Origin of the sequence: Streptomyces sp. NPDC047525, from assembly GCF_040643025.1 — a bacterium.
In the GTDB taxonomy this organism is placed as follows: Bacteria; Actinomycetota; Actinomycetes; order Streptomycetales; family Streptomycetaceae; genus Streptomyces; species Streptomyces durmitorensis.
In genome coordinates this window covers 1-17,366 of record NZ_JBEYTL010000003.1, presented here as the reverse complement: position 1 = coordinate 17,366, position 17,366 = coordinate 1, and the positions used below count along the sequence as shown (strand labels likewise).

13 protein-coding genes, 1 tRNA gene and 1 pseudogene are annotated in these 17,366 nt (G+C 71.0%); 10 read left to right on the top strand and 5 right to left on the bottom strand.

Annotated features, from left to right (window positions below):
• Positions 1-105 precede the first annotated feature (105 nt).
• A complete protein-coding gene (locus ABZ833_RS09110; RefSeq protein WP_361043230.1) occupies positions 106-843 on the top strand; it encodes an SDR family oxidoreductase in 738 nt (245 codons plus the stop codon).
• 43 nt (positions 844-886) lie between these two features.
• Complete coding sequence (locus ABZ833_RS09105; protein ID WP_361043228.1) at positions 887-1,441, top strand: GNAT family protein; 555 nt, start codon at positions 887-889, stop codon at positions 1,439-1,441.
• 34 nt (positions 1,442-1,475) lie between these two features.
• Here the strand turns inward: ABZ833_RS09105 and ABZ833_RS09100 are convergent, their stop codons facing one another.
• Both ABZ833_RS09100 and ABZ833_RS09095 read right to left on the bottom strand, forming a co-directional pair.
• Complete coding sequence (locus tag ABZ833_RS09100; RefSeq protein ID WP_361043225.1) at positions 1,476-3,005, bottom strand: amino acid permease; 1,530 nt, start codon at positions 3,003-3,005, stop codon at positions 1,476-1,478.
• A 74-nt stretch (positions 3,006-3,079) separates the two neighbouring features.
• Complete coding sequence (locus ABZ833_RS09095) at positions 3,080-4,072, bottom strand: hypothetical protein (protein ID WP_361043222.1); 993 nt, start codon at positions 4,070-4,072, stop codon at positions 3,080-3,082.
• Positions 4,073-4,307: 235 nt separating this feature from the next.
• Between ABZ833_RS09095 and ABZ833_RS09090 the strand changes: the two genes are divergently transcribed.
• From ABZ833_RS09090 to ABZ833_RS09065, 6 genes are all read left to right on the top strand, one after another.
• Positions 4,308-5,780: an FGGY family carbohydrate kinase gene (locus ABZ833_RS09090; RefSeq protein ID WP_361043219.1), complete on the top strand. Its 1,473-nt coding sequence runs from the start codon at positions 4,308-4,310 to the stop codon at positions 5,778-5,780.
• Positions 5,777-7,276: an FAD-dependent oxidoreductase gene (locus ABZ833_RS09085; protein WP_361043217.1), complete on the top strand. Its 1,500-nt coding sequence runs from the start codon at positions 5,777-5,779 to the stop codon at positions 7,274-7,276. The genes ABZ833_RS09090 and ABZ833_RS09085 overlap by 4 nt, the downstream gene beginning before the upstream one ends.
• A complete protein-coding gene (locus tag ABZ833_RS09080; protein WP_361043214.1) occupies positions 7,270-8,496 on the top strand; it encodes an FAD-dependent oxidoreductase in 1,227 nt (408 codons plus the stop codon). Before ABZ833_RS09085 ends, ABZ833_RS09080 begins: the two co-directional genes overlap by 7 nt.
• A gap of 345 nt (positions 8,497-8,841) precedes the next feature.
• Positions 8,842-10,029 carry a thiolase family protein gene (locus ABZ833_RS09075; RefSeq protein WP_361043211.1) on the top strand — a complete coding sequence of 396 codons (1,188 nt, stop codon included), beginning with the start codon at positions 8,842-8,844 and terminating at the stop codon, positions 10,027-10,029.
• 68 nt (positions 10,030-10,097) lie between these two features.
• Complete coding sequence (locus tag ABZ833_RS09070) at positions 10,098-11,615, top strand: long-chain fatty acid--CoA ligase (RefSeq protein WP_361043209.1); 1,518 nt, start codon at positions 10,098-10,100, stop codon at positions 11,613-11,615.
• A 78-nt stretch (positions 11,616-11,693) separates the two neighbouring features.
• Positions 11,694-12,476, top strand: coding sequence for a sulfite exporter TauE/SafE family protein (locus ABZ833_RS09065; protein ID WP_361043206.1), 783 nt, complete (start codon positions 11,694-11,696; stop codon positions 12,474-12,476).
• A 22-nt stretch (positions 12,477-12,498) separates the two neighbouring features.
• Here the strand turns inward: ABZ833_RS09065 and ABZ833_RS09060 are convergent, their stop codons facing one another.
• The 3 genes from ABZ833_RS09060 to ABZ833_RS09050 form a co-directional block, all read right to left on the bottom strand.
• Positions 12,499-14,583 (bottom strand): MDR family MFS transporter, encoded by a 2,085-nt coding sequence (locus ABZ833_RS09060; RefSeq protein ID WP_361043203.1) that lies wholly within the window; start codon positions 14,581-14,583, stop codon positions 12,499-12,501.
• Between the two features lie 99 nt (positions 14,584-14,682).
• Positions 14,683-15,471 carry a precorrin-6A synthase (deacetylating) gene (gene cobF, locus ABZ833_RS09055; RefSeq protein ID WP_361043200.1) on the bottom strand — a complete coding sequence of 263 codons (789 nt, stop codon included), beginning with the start codon at positions 15,469-15,471 and terminating at the stop codon, positions 14,683-14,685.
• 72 nt (positions 15,472-15,543) lie between these two features.
• Positions 15,544-16,053: a DUF309 domain-containing protein gene (locus ABZ833_RS09050; RefSeq protein ID WP_361043197.1), complete on the bottom strand. Its 510-nt coding sequence runs from the start codon at positions 16,051-16,053 to the stop codon at positions 15,544-15,546.
• 108 nt (positions 16,054-16,161) lie between these two features.
• On the opposite strand from ABZ833_RS09050, the gene ABZ833_RS09045 reads away from it, so the two are divergent.
• Together ABZ833_RS09045 and ABZ833_RS09040 are read left to right on the top strand one after the other, a co-directional pair.
• Positions 16,162-16,235, top strand: a tRNA-Pro gene (locus tag ABZ833_RS09045).
• A gap of 370 nt (positions 16,236-16,605) precedes the next feature.
• Positions 16,606-17,094: pseudogene (locus ABZ833_RS09040) on the top strand (integrase); the annotation flags it as partial.
• Between the last annotated feature and the right edge of the window lie 272 nt (positions 17,095-17,366).

The following is a 17,366-nucleotide window of genomic DNA, read 5'->3' as shown; positions in this document are numbered from 1 at the left end:
AGCGGCCCGCGGCGGAGCCGCGCATGTCACAGCCGGGAAGGGGCGGGGTTGAGGAATGATCGATCAAACAGCAACCCCGTCCACCCCGCACCTCCGGAGGATCACGTGCAGCACCACCCCGTCACGGTAGTGACCGGCGGCAGCCGCGGCATCGGCGCGGCCATCGCCACCCGCCTCGCCACGGACGGCCACCACATCGCCCTCGGGTATCACGCCGACGTCGACGCCGCCGAAAAGACGGCCTCTGAAGTCCGCGCGACCGGCGCAAGCTGCGTCACCGTCCGCATGGACACCGCGGACGAGGCGGACGTCGACCGCCTCTTCGAGACCGCCGCCGCGGAACTCGGCCCGGTCACGGGACTGGTGAACAACGCCGGGATCGGCGCCCCGGTGGGCCCCCTCGCCCAGGCCGACGCCACCGCCATGCGCCGCGCGCTCGACGTGAACGTACTGGGCTATCTCCTCTGCGCCCGCCGCGCGATCCGCGACATGACGCGGACCGGCGCGGGCGGCGGCATCGTGAACATCTCCTCCGCGGCGGCGACCCTCGGCGCCCCGGGCGAGTACGTCCACTACGCCGCCGCCAAGGGGGCAGTCGACACGATGACGGTCGGTCTGTCGAAGGAAGTCGCGGCGGACGGCATCCGCGTCAACGCCGTCGCTCCGGGCGTGATCTGGACCGAGTTCCACGCCGACCCCGAGCGCCCGGCGAAGCTCGCCACGGGGATCCCGCTGGGACGCTCGGGCCAGCCGGAGGAGATCGCGGCGGCCGTCGCCTGGCTGCTCTCGGACGAGGCGTCCTACGCGAGCGGAACGATCCTGCGGGTGGCGGGCGGAAGGTGAACCAACCGGCGCGCGCACCTGCCGCAGTCCCTACGCTTGGCGCATGATCACCGAATCCGCCCGCATCACCCCGGACGTCGTCATGCGCCCCGTCACGCTGGAGGACGCGGGCGGTCTCGCCCGCGCCCGCCTGCGCAGCCGCGCCCACCTGGAGCCGTGGGAACCCACCCGGCCCGAGGACTACTTCACCTCGCAGGCACAGGCCGCCCGGCTCCGTGCCCAGCTGGAGGAGTGCCGGGCGGGGCGGGCGGCTCCCTGGGTGCTCGACCGCGAGGGGGACATCGTCGGCTCGGTCACCCTGTCCGGCATCGTCCTCGGCCCCTTGCGCAGCGGAAACCTCGGCTACTGGATCGACGTGGACCACATCGGCGGCGGCCTCGCCACCGCCGCCGTCATGTACGCCTGCGCGTCCGCGGACGCCGAGCTCGGCCTGCACCGCGTCGAGGCGGGCACCCTTCTCGACAACGTGCCCTCGCAGCGGGTCCTCGCCAAGTGCGGCTTCGAGGAGTTCGGTGTCGCGCCGGAGTTCCTGCACATCAACGGCGCCTGGCGCGACCACCGGCTCTTCCAGCGGATCCTCAACGACCGCACCCCATGAGGAGGTCGGGGCACGGCCGTCCGGCAGGATCCTTCTAGATGATGTCCTCCGCGATCTCCGCCTGCTCCCGCTCCGACCCGTACGCCGACGGAGTGCTGTAGGAGCGCCGCGCCACGAACCACCACACCGTGGCGAGGGCAAGCACCACAGCGAGCGCGATCGACGCGTAGTTCATCGTGTCGACCGTCACCGGCGAGGCCTGCGGCAGGCAGAACAGGACCGTCACGAACGCCACCCAGATCACGGCCACCCAGCCGATCGGCTTGCTCCAGCGGCCCAGGTTCCACGGGCCCGGCTGGAAGCGGTCGCCCGCCCGCAGCCTCAGGAAGATCGGGATGGCGTACGCGGGCGTGATCCCGATGACGTTGATGGCGGTCACGGCCGTGTACGCCGTCGCCGAGTACAGGGACGGCAGGGCGATGACGGCGGCCAGGCCCACCGAGAGCCACACCGCGGGCACCGGGACCTGGGTGCGGGAGCTGACCTTGCGCCAGATCTTGGAGCCGGGCAGCGCGTTGTCGCGGCTGAACGCGAAGACCATGCGGCTAGCCGCGGCCGTCTCGGCGTTGCCGCAGAACAGCTGCGCCACGATCACGATGAGCAGCAGCGCCGTCGCCCCGGACTCGCCGATCGCGTCGATCATGATCTGCGCGGGCGGCACGCCGGTGTCGGTACCGACCGTGCCCGCGTAGTCCTGGATCGCGAACGTCAGCCCGGCCAGGAGGATGAAACCGGCGATCCACGACGCCCAGATGGCACGCACGATGCCGCGCGCCGCCGACACCGAGGCGTTGGAGGTCTCCTCCGACAGGTGCGCGGACGCGTCGTACCCGCAGAAGGTGTACTGCGCGAGGAGCAGACCGATCGCCGTGACGTAGAGCGGGTTGTCCCAGCCGGTGTTGTTGACGAACTCACCGAAGACGAACCCCGGCGACTGGTGGTGGTCGGGCACGATCGCGAGGACGCCCACGATCACGGCGACGCCCGCCACGTGCCACCACACGCTGATCGAGTTCAGCAGGCTCACCAGGCGCACGTTGAAGAGGTTCAGGACGGCGTGCAGCAGCAGGATGCAGAGGAAGATCAGGAAGGTTTTCTCCGGCGTCGGCGTGAAGCCGAACTTCAGGTTCAGGAACGCGCCGGTGAAGAGCGCGGCGCCGTAGTCGATGCCCGCTATCGCGCCAAGCAGACCGAGCAGGTTCAACCAGCCCGTGTACCAGCCCCAGCGACGCCCACCGAGCCGGTCGGCCATGTAGTAGAGCGCCCCCGAGGTCGGGTACGCGCTGGTGACCTCGGCGAGTGCCAGGCCGACGAAGAGCACGAAGAGGCCGACGCCCGCCCAGCCCCAGAGCATCACGGCGGGGCCGCCCGTGTTGAGCCCGAAGCCGTACAGGGTCATGCAGCCGGAGAGGATCGAGATGACGGAGAAGCTGATGGCGAAGTTGCCGAAGCCGCCCATCCGGCGTGCCAGGACCGGCTGATAGCCGAGCTCCCTGAGCCTCTGTTCCTCGTCGGGCAGTGGCGCGTCGGTCGACGATGGGCTCGACCAGGTGGTGCGGGACACGGATGTACCTCCGTCGGGGAGCGGTGGGTCGGGGAGCGGGTGGTGCTGACTTGGAAGGCCCGGGGGCGGGGGCCTCAGCCCGGATCTCGTGCGGCGCTCAGACAGCGCGTACGTGCCTGCATGAAGGCCTCGGCCGCCGCGTCCGCGTCACCGGGTGAGCGCGTGCGGTACGTCCAGGGCGCCACGGTGTAGAAGGGGTCGAGGGCCTCGAACACCCTGGTCGCGTCCTGGAATTGATGCGCTCCCCACAGCGCGTGGGCCAGATGGCTGAGGTCGAGGAGCGAGGTCGCCGCGGGCAGCGCGTGCTCGAACCACAGGTGCAGGGCGCGCAGGGCGGAGCGGGTCGCGTCCTCCCCTATCCAGTGCAGATCCAGGGCGTGCTCGGCGCCGCCGTCCTTGCGGTAACGCTCGACGCGCACATACAGGGGCAGTACGTGGAGCGCCGATCCCGCGTAGGCCGAACCGGAGGCCCAGTGGGCGAAGTTGACCGCTTCGGTGAGCGGGCCTCCGGGGCGGCGTGTGTACGCGAACTGGAGCATCCGGTGGTACGCCTCGCGGTTGCCCGGGTCGCGCTTGTCGGCCTCGGCGAGGAGGTGCCAGGGGCCGGGGAACAGCATCGGCTCGGGGGCCGGCACCCGGTGCTCGTCCCACCGCTGCCCCTTGTCGAGCTGGGCGAGGGCGAGCAGGCAGACCCACGGCACGGGATCCTCGGGGAACGCGTCGATCGCGGAGCCGCACGCGGCTGCCGCCTCGCGCCACAGCTCGTTGGTGTGGCGGTGTCCGGCGCGATGGGCGCGCAGGGTCCGCTCGACCAGGACCCGGGTGTGCAGAACGGAGGCGGCGGCACTGTGCGGCTCCTCGGCCTGCCAGGCCTTGATCACGTCGGAACCGGCGACGGCGGCGGCCAGGATCTGCGTGCGTTGCGTCCACAGGCCCCAGTCGGGTGTCGAGTCGAGCAGGTTGCGCGTCGACACCCAGCGACCCGTCTTGAGGTCCTGGAGCACGGCGCGCAACTGTTCGTCGTGGCCCGCCGGGTGGTAAACGGGGCGGCCTGACGGATTGGGCATGAATCCTCTGTGGGGGAGGAGGGCGGACGGCGTGAACTGGCCTATGAGTAGGTGATGTTGTTCGGCGGTCAGTGTAGATCCGTAACTTCCGTTCTCAGGGCGATTCGTGGATCTTTTGGGGTCGACTTATGTTCAACTCGGCGCGCCGGTTGGCAATTTGAAAAAGGGGAGGGGCGGGATCAGGCCGCAAGGGGGGCTCTTGACGCCTTCCGGGCCCCTGTTGCAGGCTTCCGCGGTGATCACGAATGGCAGAGGACCGCGCGGCGAGGCTGTCCTCGCCATCGACCAGGGCACGTCCGGCACGAAGGCTCTCGTTCTCTGCCCGGAACGCGGCGTGATCGGCTCCGGCGCCGCTCCCGTACGCCCGCGCCATCTCCCCGGAGGCCGGGTCGAGGTGGACCCGGCGGCGCTCTTCGCCTCGGTCGTCGACGCGGGACGCCGCGCCCTGGCCGACGCGGGGGAGCCGGTGGCCGCGGTCGGCCTCGCCAACCAGGGCGAGACGGTGCTCGCCTGGGACCCCGATTCCGGCCGCCCGCTGACCGAGGCGATCGTCTGGCAGGACCGGCGGGCGGAGCCTCTGTGTGCGGAACTGGCTCCGTACGCAGATGAGTTGACGCACCTGACGGGGCTCCCCCTCGACCCCTACTTCGCAGCGCCCAAGATGGCGTGGATACGCCGCCACCTCACCCGGGAGGGCGTCGTCACCACCAGCGACGCCTGGCTGATCCACCGACTCACCGGCGAGTTCGTCACGGACGCGGCGACCGCCGGACGCACCCAGCTCCTCGACCTGGACGACGTCGCGTGGTCGCCGCGCGCTCTCGACGTCTTCGGTCTCGCCGACGAGCGGCTGCCGCGCGTCGTCGACGCGGCGGGCCCGGTCGGCACGACGAAGGCCTTCGGCCCCGAACTCCCGCTGACCGGCCTCCTCGTGGACCAGCAGGCTGCACTGCTCGCCCAGGACGTGACGGAACCGGGAACCGCCAAGTGCACGTACGGCACCGGGGCGTTCCTGCTCGCCCAGACCGGCTCCCGGCCACGCAGGGGCGACTCCGGCCTGGTCAGCTGTGTCGCCTGGCGCCTTGCGGGCGAGAGCAGCTACTGCCTCGACGGACAGGTCTATACGGCCGCGTCCGCCGTCCGCTGGCTCACGGACCTCGGGGTGATCGAAGGGGCCGCCGACCTCGACCTCGTGGGCTCGTCGGTGCCCGACACGGCCGGTGTCACCTTCGTGCCCGCGCTCGCCGGGCTCGCGGCGCCCTGGTGGCGCGGCGACCTGCGCGGCTCGATCACCGGCCTCGGCCTCGACACCGCCCCCGGCCATCTGGTCCGCGCCCTGTGCGAGGGCATCGCGGCCCAGGTCGCATCCCTCGCCGACGCCGTGGCCGCCGACCTGGGCGAGCCCCTGACGAGCCTGCGCGTCGACGGCGGCCTGACCCGCTCGGCCCTCCTGATGCAGACCCAGGCCGACCTGCTCCAACTCCCGGTCGAGGTATCGGCGTTGCCTGATGTGACCGCCCTGGGTGTGGGCGCGGTCGCACGCATGGGTGTCGATCCGAAGCTCACGGTGCGGGACGCGGTCTCCCGGTGGCGGCCCGCCACCGTGTACGAGCCGAAGATCGACGCCACGCAGGCCGCCGAGCGCCTCGGCGGCTTCCGCTCGGCGGTCGCGTCGCTCCTGGACCGCGCGCCCGCGCCGTCGTCATGACCGTCACCACCAAGGGGCCGCTGCCGACCGAGCCCTATGACGTGACCGTCGTGGGCGCCGGGGTGGTCGGCTCCGCCATCGCCCGCGAACTGGCAGGACACCACCGCCTCCGAGTCGCCCTGGTCGAGGCATCCGGCGACGTCGGCGACGGCACGTCCAAGGCCAACACCGCGATCCTGCACACCGGTTTCGACGCGGTGCCGGGCTCCCTGGAGTCCCGCCTCGTACGCGAGGGGCAGCGCCTGCTCGCCGCGTACGCCGCCGAGTCCGGCATCCCCGTCGAACCGGTCGGCGCGCTGCTCGTCGCCTGGGACGACGAACAACTGGCCGCACTCCCGGGCCTGTTGAAGAAGGCGGAGGCAAACGCATACAACGACGCCCGGATCATCGGCGCGGACGAGGTCCGCTCCCGCGAACCCCACCTGGGCGAGGGCGCGCTGGGCGCGCTCGACGTCCCCGGCGAGTCGATCATCTGCCCCTGGACGACGACGCTGGCGTACGCCACCCAGGCCGTGCGGGGCGGTGTGGACCTGCACCTCAACTGCGAGGTGGAGAAGGTAGGTTCATGGGAGTCGCCACCGCCACCGCCACCGCCATCGGACTCGGCATCGGACTCGGACCCGGCATCGTCGGGAGGCTCCGACTGCCATGAACTGACCACGCCCCGTGGTGCCGTACGCACCCGCTACCTCATCAATGCCGCGGGTCTGCACGCCGACGTACTCGACCGGCGGTTCCTCGGGCACGGCGCGTTCACGGTGACCCCGCGCCGCGGCCAGCTCATCGTCTTCGACAAGCTGGCCCGCGACCTGGTCCGCCACATCCTCCTGCCGGTGCCGACGGCGCTCGGCAAGGGGGTGCTGGTCGCGCCGACCGTGTACGGGAACGTCCTTCTGGGCCCCACCGCCGAGGAGTTGGACGACAAGAGGGCGACGGGCACGACGGAGGAAGGCCTCGCCGGACTTCGTGCCAAGGGGCGACGCATCCTGCCCTCGTTGCTCGACGAGGAGGTCACCGCGGTCTACGCGGGCCTGCGGGCGGCCACCGAGCACGACGACTACCAGATCCACAGTTCCCCCGAGGCGCGGTACATCACCGTCGGCGGCATCCGGTCCACGGGGCTCACCGCGTCGATGGCGATCGCGGAGTACGTCGTCGGCCTGCTCGCCGACGCCGCGGGTCCGGACCTCGACCTGACGGTGGCCGGAGACCTGGACCCCGTCGGCATGCCGAACCTTGGAGAGGCCTTCCCCCGCCCCTACCAGCGCGCCGACCTCATCGCGACAGACTCGGCGTACGGCAGCATCATCTGCCACTGCGAGCGCGTGACCCGAGGCGAGATCAGGGACGCCCTCATCAGCACCGTGCCGCCCGGTTCGCTGGAGGGCCTGCGGCGCCGGACGCGGGCGCGGGGCGGGCGCTGCCAGGGGTTCTACTGCGGGGCCGCGGTGCGTGAACTCTTCGACGGCTGGGGCGAGTCGGGGGCGGCGTGTTGAGGCGGCAGCGGAGTGTGGACATCCTCGTTGTCGGGGCGGGCCCCGCGGGACTCGCGGCAGCCGCGCGCCTCGCCGCTTCGGGCGCGGGCACGGTGGAGGTCCTGGAGCGCGACGCGCGGGCCGGCGGGGTGCCGCGCCACTGCCACCGCAGGGGGTTCGGGCGGTGGGGGGTGACGGGGCCGCAGTACGCGGAGAGCCTCGTCGAGGCCGCGCTGGGCGGTGGAGCGGCGGTGCGGACCGGGGTGAGCGCCACCGGGTGGGCGGGACCGCTCTGCCTGGAAACGACGGGGCCGCACGGCCTTGAGCGGATCACCGCGCGCGCCGTGGTCCTGGCCACGGGCGCACGCGAACGGCCGCGGTCGGCGCGGCTCGTGCCGGGGACGCGCCCGGCGGGAGTGCTGACCACGGGGGAGCTGCAGCAGGCGGTCCACGTCTACGGGCAGGAGATCGGTACCAGGGCGGTCGTCGTGGGGGCGGAGCCGGTGAGCTACGCGGCCCTGTCCACCCTGCGGCGCGCGGGGGTGGAGGTCGCCGCGCTCGTCACAGAGGAGGCGCGGGCGCAGGTCGGCAGGGTGCGGGCCGCGTCGACCCGGCTCGGGGTCGCCCGGGTCCCGTTGCTCACCGGTGCGGTGGTGACCGAACTCCTGGGGCGTGGGCGGCTGTCGGGCGTCCGGCTGCGGCGGCGCGACGGGCGGGAGCGTGTGCTCGCCTGCGACACGGTGGTGTTCACCGGGGACTTCGTCCCCGACCACGAGCTGGCCCGGCGGGGAGGCGTGCTCCTCGACCCCGGCACACGGGGCCCCGCGGTGGACGGTTCGTTCCGCACGGCTTCGCCGGGTGTCTTCGCGGTGGGCAACGGTGTGCACGCGGTGGAGCCTGCGGGGGTGGCCGCGGGGGAGGGGGCGCGGGTCGCGGAGGCGGTGCGGGGGCATCTCGGGGGTGCGGGGTGGCCTTCCGGCGGGGTGCCGGTGGTGGCGGAGACCCCCCTCCGGTGGGTGGCACCGAACCGGATCGTGCCTGGTGCTGCTGGGGGTCGCTTTGTCCTGCGGACGGCGGAGGCGTTGGGCTGTCCGGTTCTGGTGGTGCTGCAGGACGGGCGGTGCCTGCACCGGCAGCGGGTGCGGCGGAGGATTCTGCCCAACCAGGGGGTGTATCTCTCGGGGGGCTGGGCCGGGAAGGTTGATGCGGGGGGAGGGCCGGTGCGGGTCGTGGTCGGCTAGGGCTTTTCCTTCCCCGACCCCGCCCCTTCCCGAAAACTCGCTGGGCGCGAGGGCCTGACTGGGGCTCCGTCCCAGACCCCGTACAAGATGGCCTCGGGGTGTTTCAGCCCGTCCGGCGTTTGAGGACGAACTCGGCGAAGCCGGTGATAACGGCAACCAAGGCCCCCGCGCCCGAGCGGCCCGCGGCGGAGCCGCCAATCGATGCAGCCGGGAAGGGGCGGGGTTGGGGAAAAGACCACTCTTCCCCCAGCAGCAACCTCCCCGTAGACTGCAAAAACTAGCAGTGCTAATTAACGTCAAGCGATGCCCCGCAGACGATGACCGCAAACGATCCGGAGCCGTATCGTGCGCCCAGTCCACTTCGCCGCAGCCCGCCGCACCCCCATCGGCAAACTCCGCGGAACCCTCTCCTCCGTCCGCCCGGACGACCTCGCCGCCGGCGTCGTACGCGGCCTCCTCGCAGGAACACCCGAGCTGGATCCCGCAAGGATCGACGACATCTACTGGGGCGCCGCCAACCAGGCGGGCGAGGACAACCGCAACGTGGCCCGCATGGCCGCCCTCCTCGCAGGCCTCCCGGAATCCGTGCCCGGCGCCACCGTGAACCGCCTCTGCGCATCCGGCATGGAGGCCGTCACCGCCGCCGCCCGCACCATCGCGTCCGGCGAAGCCGACATCGTCCTCGCGGGCGGCTCCGAGTCGATGAGCCGCGCCCCCTTCGTCATGCCCCGCCCCGACGAAGCGCTGCCGCACAAGATGGAGACCGTCGACACCCGCCTCGGGTGGCGCCTCGTGAACCCCGCCATGAAGGACCTGCACGGCGTACTCGCCATGGGTGAGACCGCCGAGGAAGTCGCCGAGCGCCACGGCGTCTCCCGCGAACGCCAGGACACCTTCGCCCTCCGCAGCCACCAACGCGCCACCGAGGCCCGCAAGAACGGCCACTTCGACGACGAGATCCTCCCCGTCACCCGACCTGACGGCACGGTCGTCGACCTCGACGAATGCGTCCGTGAGGACACCTCGTACGAGAAGCTCAGCAGCCTGCGCCCCGTCTTCCGCAAGGGCGGCACGGTCACCGCGGGCAACGCGTCGCCGATGAACGACGGTGCGGCCGGGCTCATTCTCGTCAGCGAGGAAGCCCTGAACGAACTCGGGCTCGAATCCCTCGGGCGGTACGTCGCAGGCGCCTCCGCCGGTGTGCACCCGGACGTCATGGGCATCGGGCCCGTCCCCGCCACCCAGAAGGCACTCGCCCGCGTCGGCTGGACCATCGGCGACCTCCAGGAGGCCGAGTTCAACGAAGCCTTCGCGGCCCAGGCCCTCGCCTGCGTCGACGCCCTCGGCATCGATCCGGAGCTGGTGAACCCGACCGGCGGCGCCATCGCCCTCGGCCACCCCCTCGGCTGCTCGGGCGCCCGCATCCTCACCACGCTGCTGCACCGCATGCGCCGCACCGGCGCCGCCCGCGGCCTCGCCACGATGTGCGTGGGCGTCGGTCAGGGCAGCGCGCTGCTGGTCGAGCGCGGCTGAATCCCCCTCCCTCACCAACGGAAACAACGCACGGAACGCACGGAACGCACGGAAACGGAGCACCACCCATGGCCACGCTGTCCCTCGCCGCGATCCTCGCCGAGCCCGCACGTCGCCAACCGGACCGCACCGCCCTCGTCGAGGGTGAACTGCGGCTCTCCTTCGGTGAGTTGTGGGAGCAGGCCCGCGCGCAGGCGGCGGCACTCGTGGGGCTCGGGGTCGCGCCGGGGGACCGGGTGGCCCTGATGGCGCCCAACACCGCCGAGTTCCCGCGCGCCTATTACGCGATCCTCGCCGCGGGCGGCGTCGTGGTCCCCGTACACCTCCTGCTCTCCGCAGAGGAGGTCGAGCACGTCCTGCGGGACAGCGGCGCCACCCTGCTGCTCTGTCACCCCGCGCAGGCCGAGACGGGCAAGGCCGCTGCCGCCGCCACCGGCGTACGCATGCTGACGCTCGGCGGGGGCGGTGAGCTCGAGACCCTGGCGGGCGCGGCCGAACCGCTCCCCAGCTACGTCACGCGTGAGGCCGACGACCCCGCCGTCGTCTTCTACACCAGCGGCACCACGGGCGTCCCCAAGGGCGCCGTGCTCAGCCACCTCAACCTGGTGATGAACGCGACCGTCTGCGCCTTCGACGCCCACGACGTGCGCCGCGACGACATCGCGCTCGGCGCGCTCCCGCTCTTCCACGCGTTCGGCCAGACCGTCTCCATGAACGCCACCTGGCGCGCGGGCGCGACACTCGTCCTGCTGCCGCGCTTCGACGCCGCGCGGGCCATCGCGCTGATGGCGGCGGAGGGCGTCAACACCTTCCACGGGGTACCGACGATGTACGTGAACCTCGTCGCCGCCGCGGCCGCGGCCCCCGAACTGCCCACGCTGCGGCTCTGTGTCTCCGGCGGGGCCTCGCTGCCCGTGGCCGTACTCGAACGCTTCGAGGAGGCCTTCGGCGTACCGGTCTTCGAGGGGTACGGGCTCTCCGAGACCTCGCCCACCGCCTCCGTGAACCAGCCCGTGTTCGGCACCAAGGCGGGCAGCATCGGCCACCCGCTGTGGGGCGTGGACGTGGAGATCGCCCGCGCCGACGTCGAGGGGCGGATCGAGCTGCTGCCCACCGGTGAGCTCGGGGAGGTCGTGGTCCGCGGCCACAACGTCTTCTCCGGCTACCTGGGGCGCCCGGAGGCGACCGCGGAGGCCGTCGTCGACGGCTGGTTCCGCACCGGGGACCTCGGCACGAAGGACGCCGACGGGTTCCTGGCCATCGTCGACCGCAAGAAGGACGTCATCATCCGCGGCGGCTTCAACGTCTATCCGCGCGAGGTCGAGGAGGTGCTCATGCGCCACCCGGACGTCGCGCACGTCGCCGTGATCGGTCTGCCCGACGCGGTGCACGGCGAGGAGATCTGCGCCGTCGTGGTCGCCGCGCCCGGCTCCGCGCCCGATGCCGCGCAGATCACCGAGTGGTCCAAGGAGCACCTGGGCCGCCACAAGTACCCGCGCCGCGTGGAGTTCACCGGCGAGCTGCCGCTCGGCCCCAGCATGAAGGTCCTCAAGCGGGAGCTGCGCGTCACCTACAGCGGGGCCTAGGCCTTGTCGGCCCGGACGTCCAGGATGTGGCCGCCCCTGACGACGCGGAGATAGTTGGGCCTAGCATCTGTCCCCGGCATGGACATATCTCTGAACATATCTCTGTGGGAATTCGCTGCACTCGCCGCGGCCGCGGTGCTCGTCGGCTTCTCGAAGACCGCCGTCAGCGGGGCCAACACGGTCAGCCTCGCCGTCTTCGCCGCGGTCCTGCCGGCCCGCGAGTCGACCGGAGTCCTGCTGCCCATCCTCATCGCGGGCGACGTACTGGCGGTCCTGACCTACCGCAGACATGCCCACTGGCCCACCCTGTGGCGGCTGTTCCCCGCCGTCGCGGGCGGTGTGGTGGTGGGCACGGTCTTCCTGATGTGGGCCGACGACGCCATCGTCCGTACGTCGATCGGGGCGATCCTGCTCCTGATGGCGGCGGTCACGCTGTGGCGCCGCAGGGCCCCCGCGGACGGGGTGGCCGAGGCTGGTGAGTCGAGTGCGGCGGAGGTTTCGCTCGGCGCCCGGCTCAAGGCCCCCTCCTACGGCGTGCTCGGCGGCTTCACCACCATGGTCGCCAACGCGGGCGGCCCGGTGATGTCGATGTATCTGCTCTCGGCGGGCTTCCGGAAGCTGAGCTTCCTGGGCACGTCGGCGTGGTTCTTCCTCATCGTCAACACCTCCAAGGTGCCGTTCAGCGTGGGCCTCGGCCTGATCGACGCGCACTCGCTGCTGCTGGACGCGGCACTCGTGCTCTTCGTCCTGCCGGGCGCCCTCATCGGCAAGGCGGCCGTGCACCGGATCAATCAGCGGCTCTTCGAACAACTGGTGATCGGGGCCACGGTCCTCGGGGGCCTCCAGCTGCTGCTGCGCTGACGGAGCAGTGGCCGCAGGCGGCCTAGGCCTTGCCCATGGGGACTGCCTGCCTCGCCTCGGGGGCAAGACCGTGCTCCAGGTCCTCCACGAGCAGCCGCTTCGCGATCGCGTCGACCGCCTTGACGAGGTCCTGGTCCGCGGGCCGGCCGCTGTCCTTCTCCACCTGCTCGCCCAGCCATTTGGCCCACGCCTTGCCGATCACGTCGGCCTCGCGTTCGCCCGCGGGCGTGTGCGAGAAGAGCAGGCCGGAGCGGGTGAGGAAGCCCTCCTCGACCATGCGGTTGAAGACCGGCACCAGGACTTCGGACGGCAGCTGACGCCGGGCGGCGATCAGGCTGAGGCTCGCGTGCCCGACCATCCGGTCGAAGAGCGACACCTGCATCACGGCCCACGCGCCCGCGATGTCGAGCCGGGTGTCGGAGTCGCGGATGACACGGCGTGCGGTGTCCATACCGGTACTGCGGATGATGTTCCCGACCGCCAGTTCGAGCACCCGGTCCGAGCTGCCGCTCGACGTCGGCGACGCGAAGCCCTCGCCCATGTCCGAGGAACTCATCCGCGCGCTGTCCCGCAGCTGCACCTGCTTGAGGAAGAGGGCCACCACGAACCCGAGCAGCGCCACGGGCACCGTCCACAGGAACACGGTGTGCAGTGTGTCGGCGTACGCCTTGATGATGGGGGCGGCCGCTTCCGGTGGAAGGCCGTGCAGCCCCTGCGGACTCTGCGCGGCCTTGGCCACCACGGCGGGATCCGCGGCCCCGGCCTTGGCCGCGGCGGCGACCCCGTCCTCCAGGTTCGGCTTCAGCGTGTTCGCGTAGATCGTCCCGAACACGGCGGTGCCGAAGGAGCTGCCGAGCGTACGGAAGAAGGTGACCCCGGAGGTCGCCGTGCCCAGATCCGAGTAGACGACGGTGTTCTGCACGGCGATCGTCAGGACCTGCATGCAGAGCCCGATGCCGGTACCGAGGACGAACATGTAGAGCGACTCGAGCCAGGTACTGGTCTCACTCCCCATGAGCGAGAGCAGATAGAGCCCGAGCGCCATGACCAGGGCACCCACGATGGGAAAGATCCGGTACTTCCCGGTCTTGCTGACCACATTCCCGCTGAAGATCGAGGCGATGAGCAGCCCGATCACCATGGGCAGCGTCCGCACGCCCGAGATGGTGGCGGAGTCCCCGTCGACGTACTGAAGATAGGTCGGCAGGAACGTCATCGCGCCCAGCATCGCGAACCCGACGATGAAGCTGAGGATCGAGCAGACGGTGAAGACGGGATTGGCGAAGAGCCGCATCGGCAGCATCGGTTCGGCGGCCCGCGTCTCGACCACACAGAACAGCGCGAGCGCGACCGCGCCGCCCACGAACAGCGCGATGATGGTGCCCGAACCCCACGCGTACTGGTTGCCGCCCCAACTGGTCGCCAGAATCAGCGCGCTGGCGCCGATCGCGACGAACGCGATGCCGAGATAATCGATGACGGGACGCACCGCAGACCGCACGACGGGGATCGTGCGAGCGGCTGCGATCACCACGACGATCGCGATCGGTACGTTGACGTAGAAGGCCCAGCGCCAGGTCAGATGGTCGGTGAAGAGCCCGCCGAGCAGCGGCCCGATGACGGTGGCGACGCCGAAGACGGCGCCGATCGCACCCTGGTACTTGCCGCGCTCGCGCAGCGGGATGACGTCGGCGATCAACGCCATCGAGGTCACCATGAGACCGCCCGCGCCGATGCCCTGCAGGGCGCGCCAGGCGATGAGCAGCGTCATGTTCGTCGACAGGCCGCACAGGAACGAGCCGGTGATGAAGACGATGGCCGAGACCTGAAAGACGATCTTCCGCCCGAAGAGATCGCCGAACTTCCCGACGAGCACCGTGGCGACGGTCTCCGCGAGCAGATACGAGGTCACGACCCACGACATGTGCTCCGCGCCGCCCAGATCCGCCACGATCGTCGGCAGCGCGGTGCCCACGATGGTCTGGTCGAGTGCGGCGAGCAGCATCCCCAGCATGATCGTCACGAAGACGATGTTGCGGCGGCGCTTGTCCAGGACGGGCGGCCCCTGGGCGGGGGCCTCGGCGGCGGGCTCGACGGTGGTGGTCACACGGTCACCCTCACACCGCGCCTGGGCGTGTGCATGCGGGGCCGGTCCGGTCCGGTGACGGTTGCCGGTGGTTAATGGGGGTGAGGGAGGTGGGGGCGCTCAGTCCAGGTTGCGGCGGAGCAGATAGGTGTCCATGATCCACCCCTTGCGCTCGCGCGCCTCGGCGCGGAGGGCCTCGATGCGGGGAGCGGCTTCGTCGAGGGGCCCGGAAACGAGGATCTCGTCGATGGTCCCGACATAGGCCCCCCAGTAGACATACATGTCACCACCTTCACGGCCTTCACCGCTTAGGTACTGCCGGAAGGCCTGATGAGCATCGAGCATGACCACGACATCGTCGACGCCCTCGGGAAACCCGCCGTCGGCGAGCCGGCGCCCGGTGGTGATCTGCACGGGGCGCCCGACGCGGTTCAGGCCGGTGCGGTGCCGCGCGGCGAGCGAGGAGACACTGCTGATCCCGGGCACGACGTCGTACGAGAAGGCCACCGCACCCCGGTCGAGGACTTCCTCCAGAACCCCGAGGGTGCCGTCGTACAGCGAGGGGTCTCCCCACACGAGGAAGGCACCGCACTCGTCCTCACCCAGCTCATCGGCGACGAGCCGCTCATAGATCTCGGCACGGCGGCTGCGCCAGTCCACGACGGCGGGGGAGTAATCCGCGCCGCCCGCCTTCCTGTCGCGCGCGGGGTCCCGCGCCTCGACGACGCGGAAGGTGCCGTCGGCACAGTGCGCGTCGAGGAGATCACGCCGCAGCCGCACGAGGTCGTCCTTCTCCTCGCCCTTGTCGAGGATGAAGAACACGTCGGTGCTCTTCATGGCCTTGACGGCTTGCAGGGTCAACTGGTCGGGGTCGCCCGCGCCGATACCGATGACATGAATCTTTCGCACCCTGAGAGTCTGCCGTACGGGGATGTCGTGCTTGTCCCCCGGGCGGGGCGCATCCGCGTGACCGGCGGGTGGCTAGTCACTCCCACGCAGCCGAGGCGCGTGCTCGGCAGCGTCCACCGTCGACCGGTCCCCTTCCAGAGCCTGAGCCAACTGCCGCGCCCACACGCCGAGTCCGTCCACATCGATCCCGTGGGGCCGCTCTCCCCACTTCCCCGTGCCGATGGCGCTCGCCCCCCTGAGCAGCAGCCGCGCCCCGCCCGTGAGGTTGCCGCGGGCGGAGTGAGTCAGCCCAACGGCCAGCTGCGCGAGCCCTTTCCACAGGTCGCGCTCGTCCTCGGGCCCCGACTTCCAGGCGTCCTCGAAGACCTCGTGCGCGTGAAAGGGCCGCCCCGCGTCGAGCAGGGCCTGCGCCTGAGCGACCGTCTCCTCGGGCGTACGCGTGACGCCTTCGGGCTGCCGCTCCACACCTTCGGTGCCGTACGGCAACGGCCGCCCGAGCCCATCACGCGGCCGCGCATTGCGGGCCCGCCCTTCGGCGTCACGGTCACGGCCACGGTCATCGGGTCGAGGTGCGGTGTTCATACGGCGATTGTCCCTCGCCGGGTGTCCGGAGGGGGGAGCGGACCACCCCCGAACGTGGGGTAAAGTTCTGTTTGCGCGATCACGCAGAACACCGCGAGACACGCGCATCGGGACGTGGCGCAGCTTGGTAGCGCACTTGACTGGGGGTCAAGGGGTCGCAGGTTCAAATCCTGTCGTCCCGACGGAAACGTCGCAGGTAGGGGCCATCTTCGGATGGCCCCTACTTCGTTTTTGGGAGCAAATCTGGGAGCGGGAGACCGCTCCCTGTGCTCCCAGGGAGCGGGAGTCTGGGAGCGACGTCAACCGGGGGTCGACGGCTGGTCACCCGATCCGGTCGCTCCCAGGGAGCATCTCCGCTGCCCGGTCTGATGTTCGAGACAAGGGTCCGCGCCGTTCGCCCCGTTGTCCGAATACTCGTCATGGGGCCGTGCTCCCACTCGACCCCTTGACGGATTTCGCCGACCTGTGCCGCTCGAAAACACGATTCGTGACCTGACCTGGTAGTTCCCGGACTAGAAGACCGGCCTGCACGGCATCTGCGACGATCCTTCGATGCCGTTGCCCACCGTCACCGCGCTCATTCGGAATCTGATCAAGGTGCCTTCTGCCGTACTGCGTAGCCGTGTGGCAAAGGACGCAGAGGTTCTGGCGTTGCGGCACAAGAACGCGGTGCTGCGCCGTCAGATCGCCCGCGTCCGCTATGAGCCCGCAGACCGGATCTGGCTTGCCGCGCTCTCGCGGTTCGTCCCGCGTGGGCGCTGGGGCCAGGCCTTCGCGGTCACCCCCACCACATTGCTGGCCTGGCACCGCCATCTCATAGCCAGGAAATGGTCGTTCACCCGGCAACTCCGCCCCGGCAGACCCTCCACCGCGCTTGCCGTCAAGCAGCTTGTCCTGCGCATGGCCCGGGAGAACAGCGGCTGGGGCCACCGCCGGATACAGGGCGAACTCGCCCGTCTCGGCTACCCGATCGCCCCGTCCACGGTGTGGAAGATCCTCCACTTCGCCGGCATCGACCCCGCCCCGCAGCGCTCCGGCCCTCCAGGCCCACCTAATTCGACATGCATCCTGGTGCCCCGCGCCTACACGCCGCCCGCGGACCATCCGGCGGTGATCCACCTCGAACGGGACGGCTCCCACGAGGAGTTGCTCGTGCCTCCGCACGACCAGTTCCGTTCCGTGGTGACGGCCTTCGTCGAGGGCATCCGCTCGGGCGCCCCGTCCCCGCTCACGGGCGGGGCACTGGTCGAACAGGCCCGCCTGGCCGAGGAGGTCCGCGCCGTCGCGCTGCGCGGGCGGTGAGGGCCGGGCTG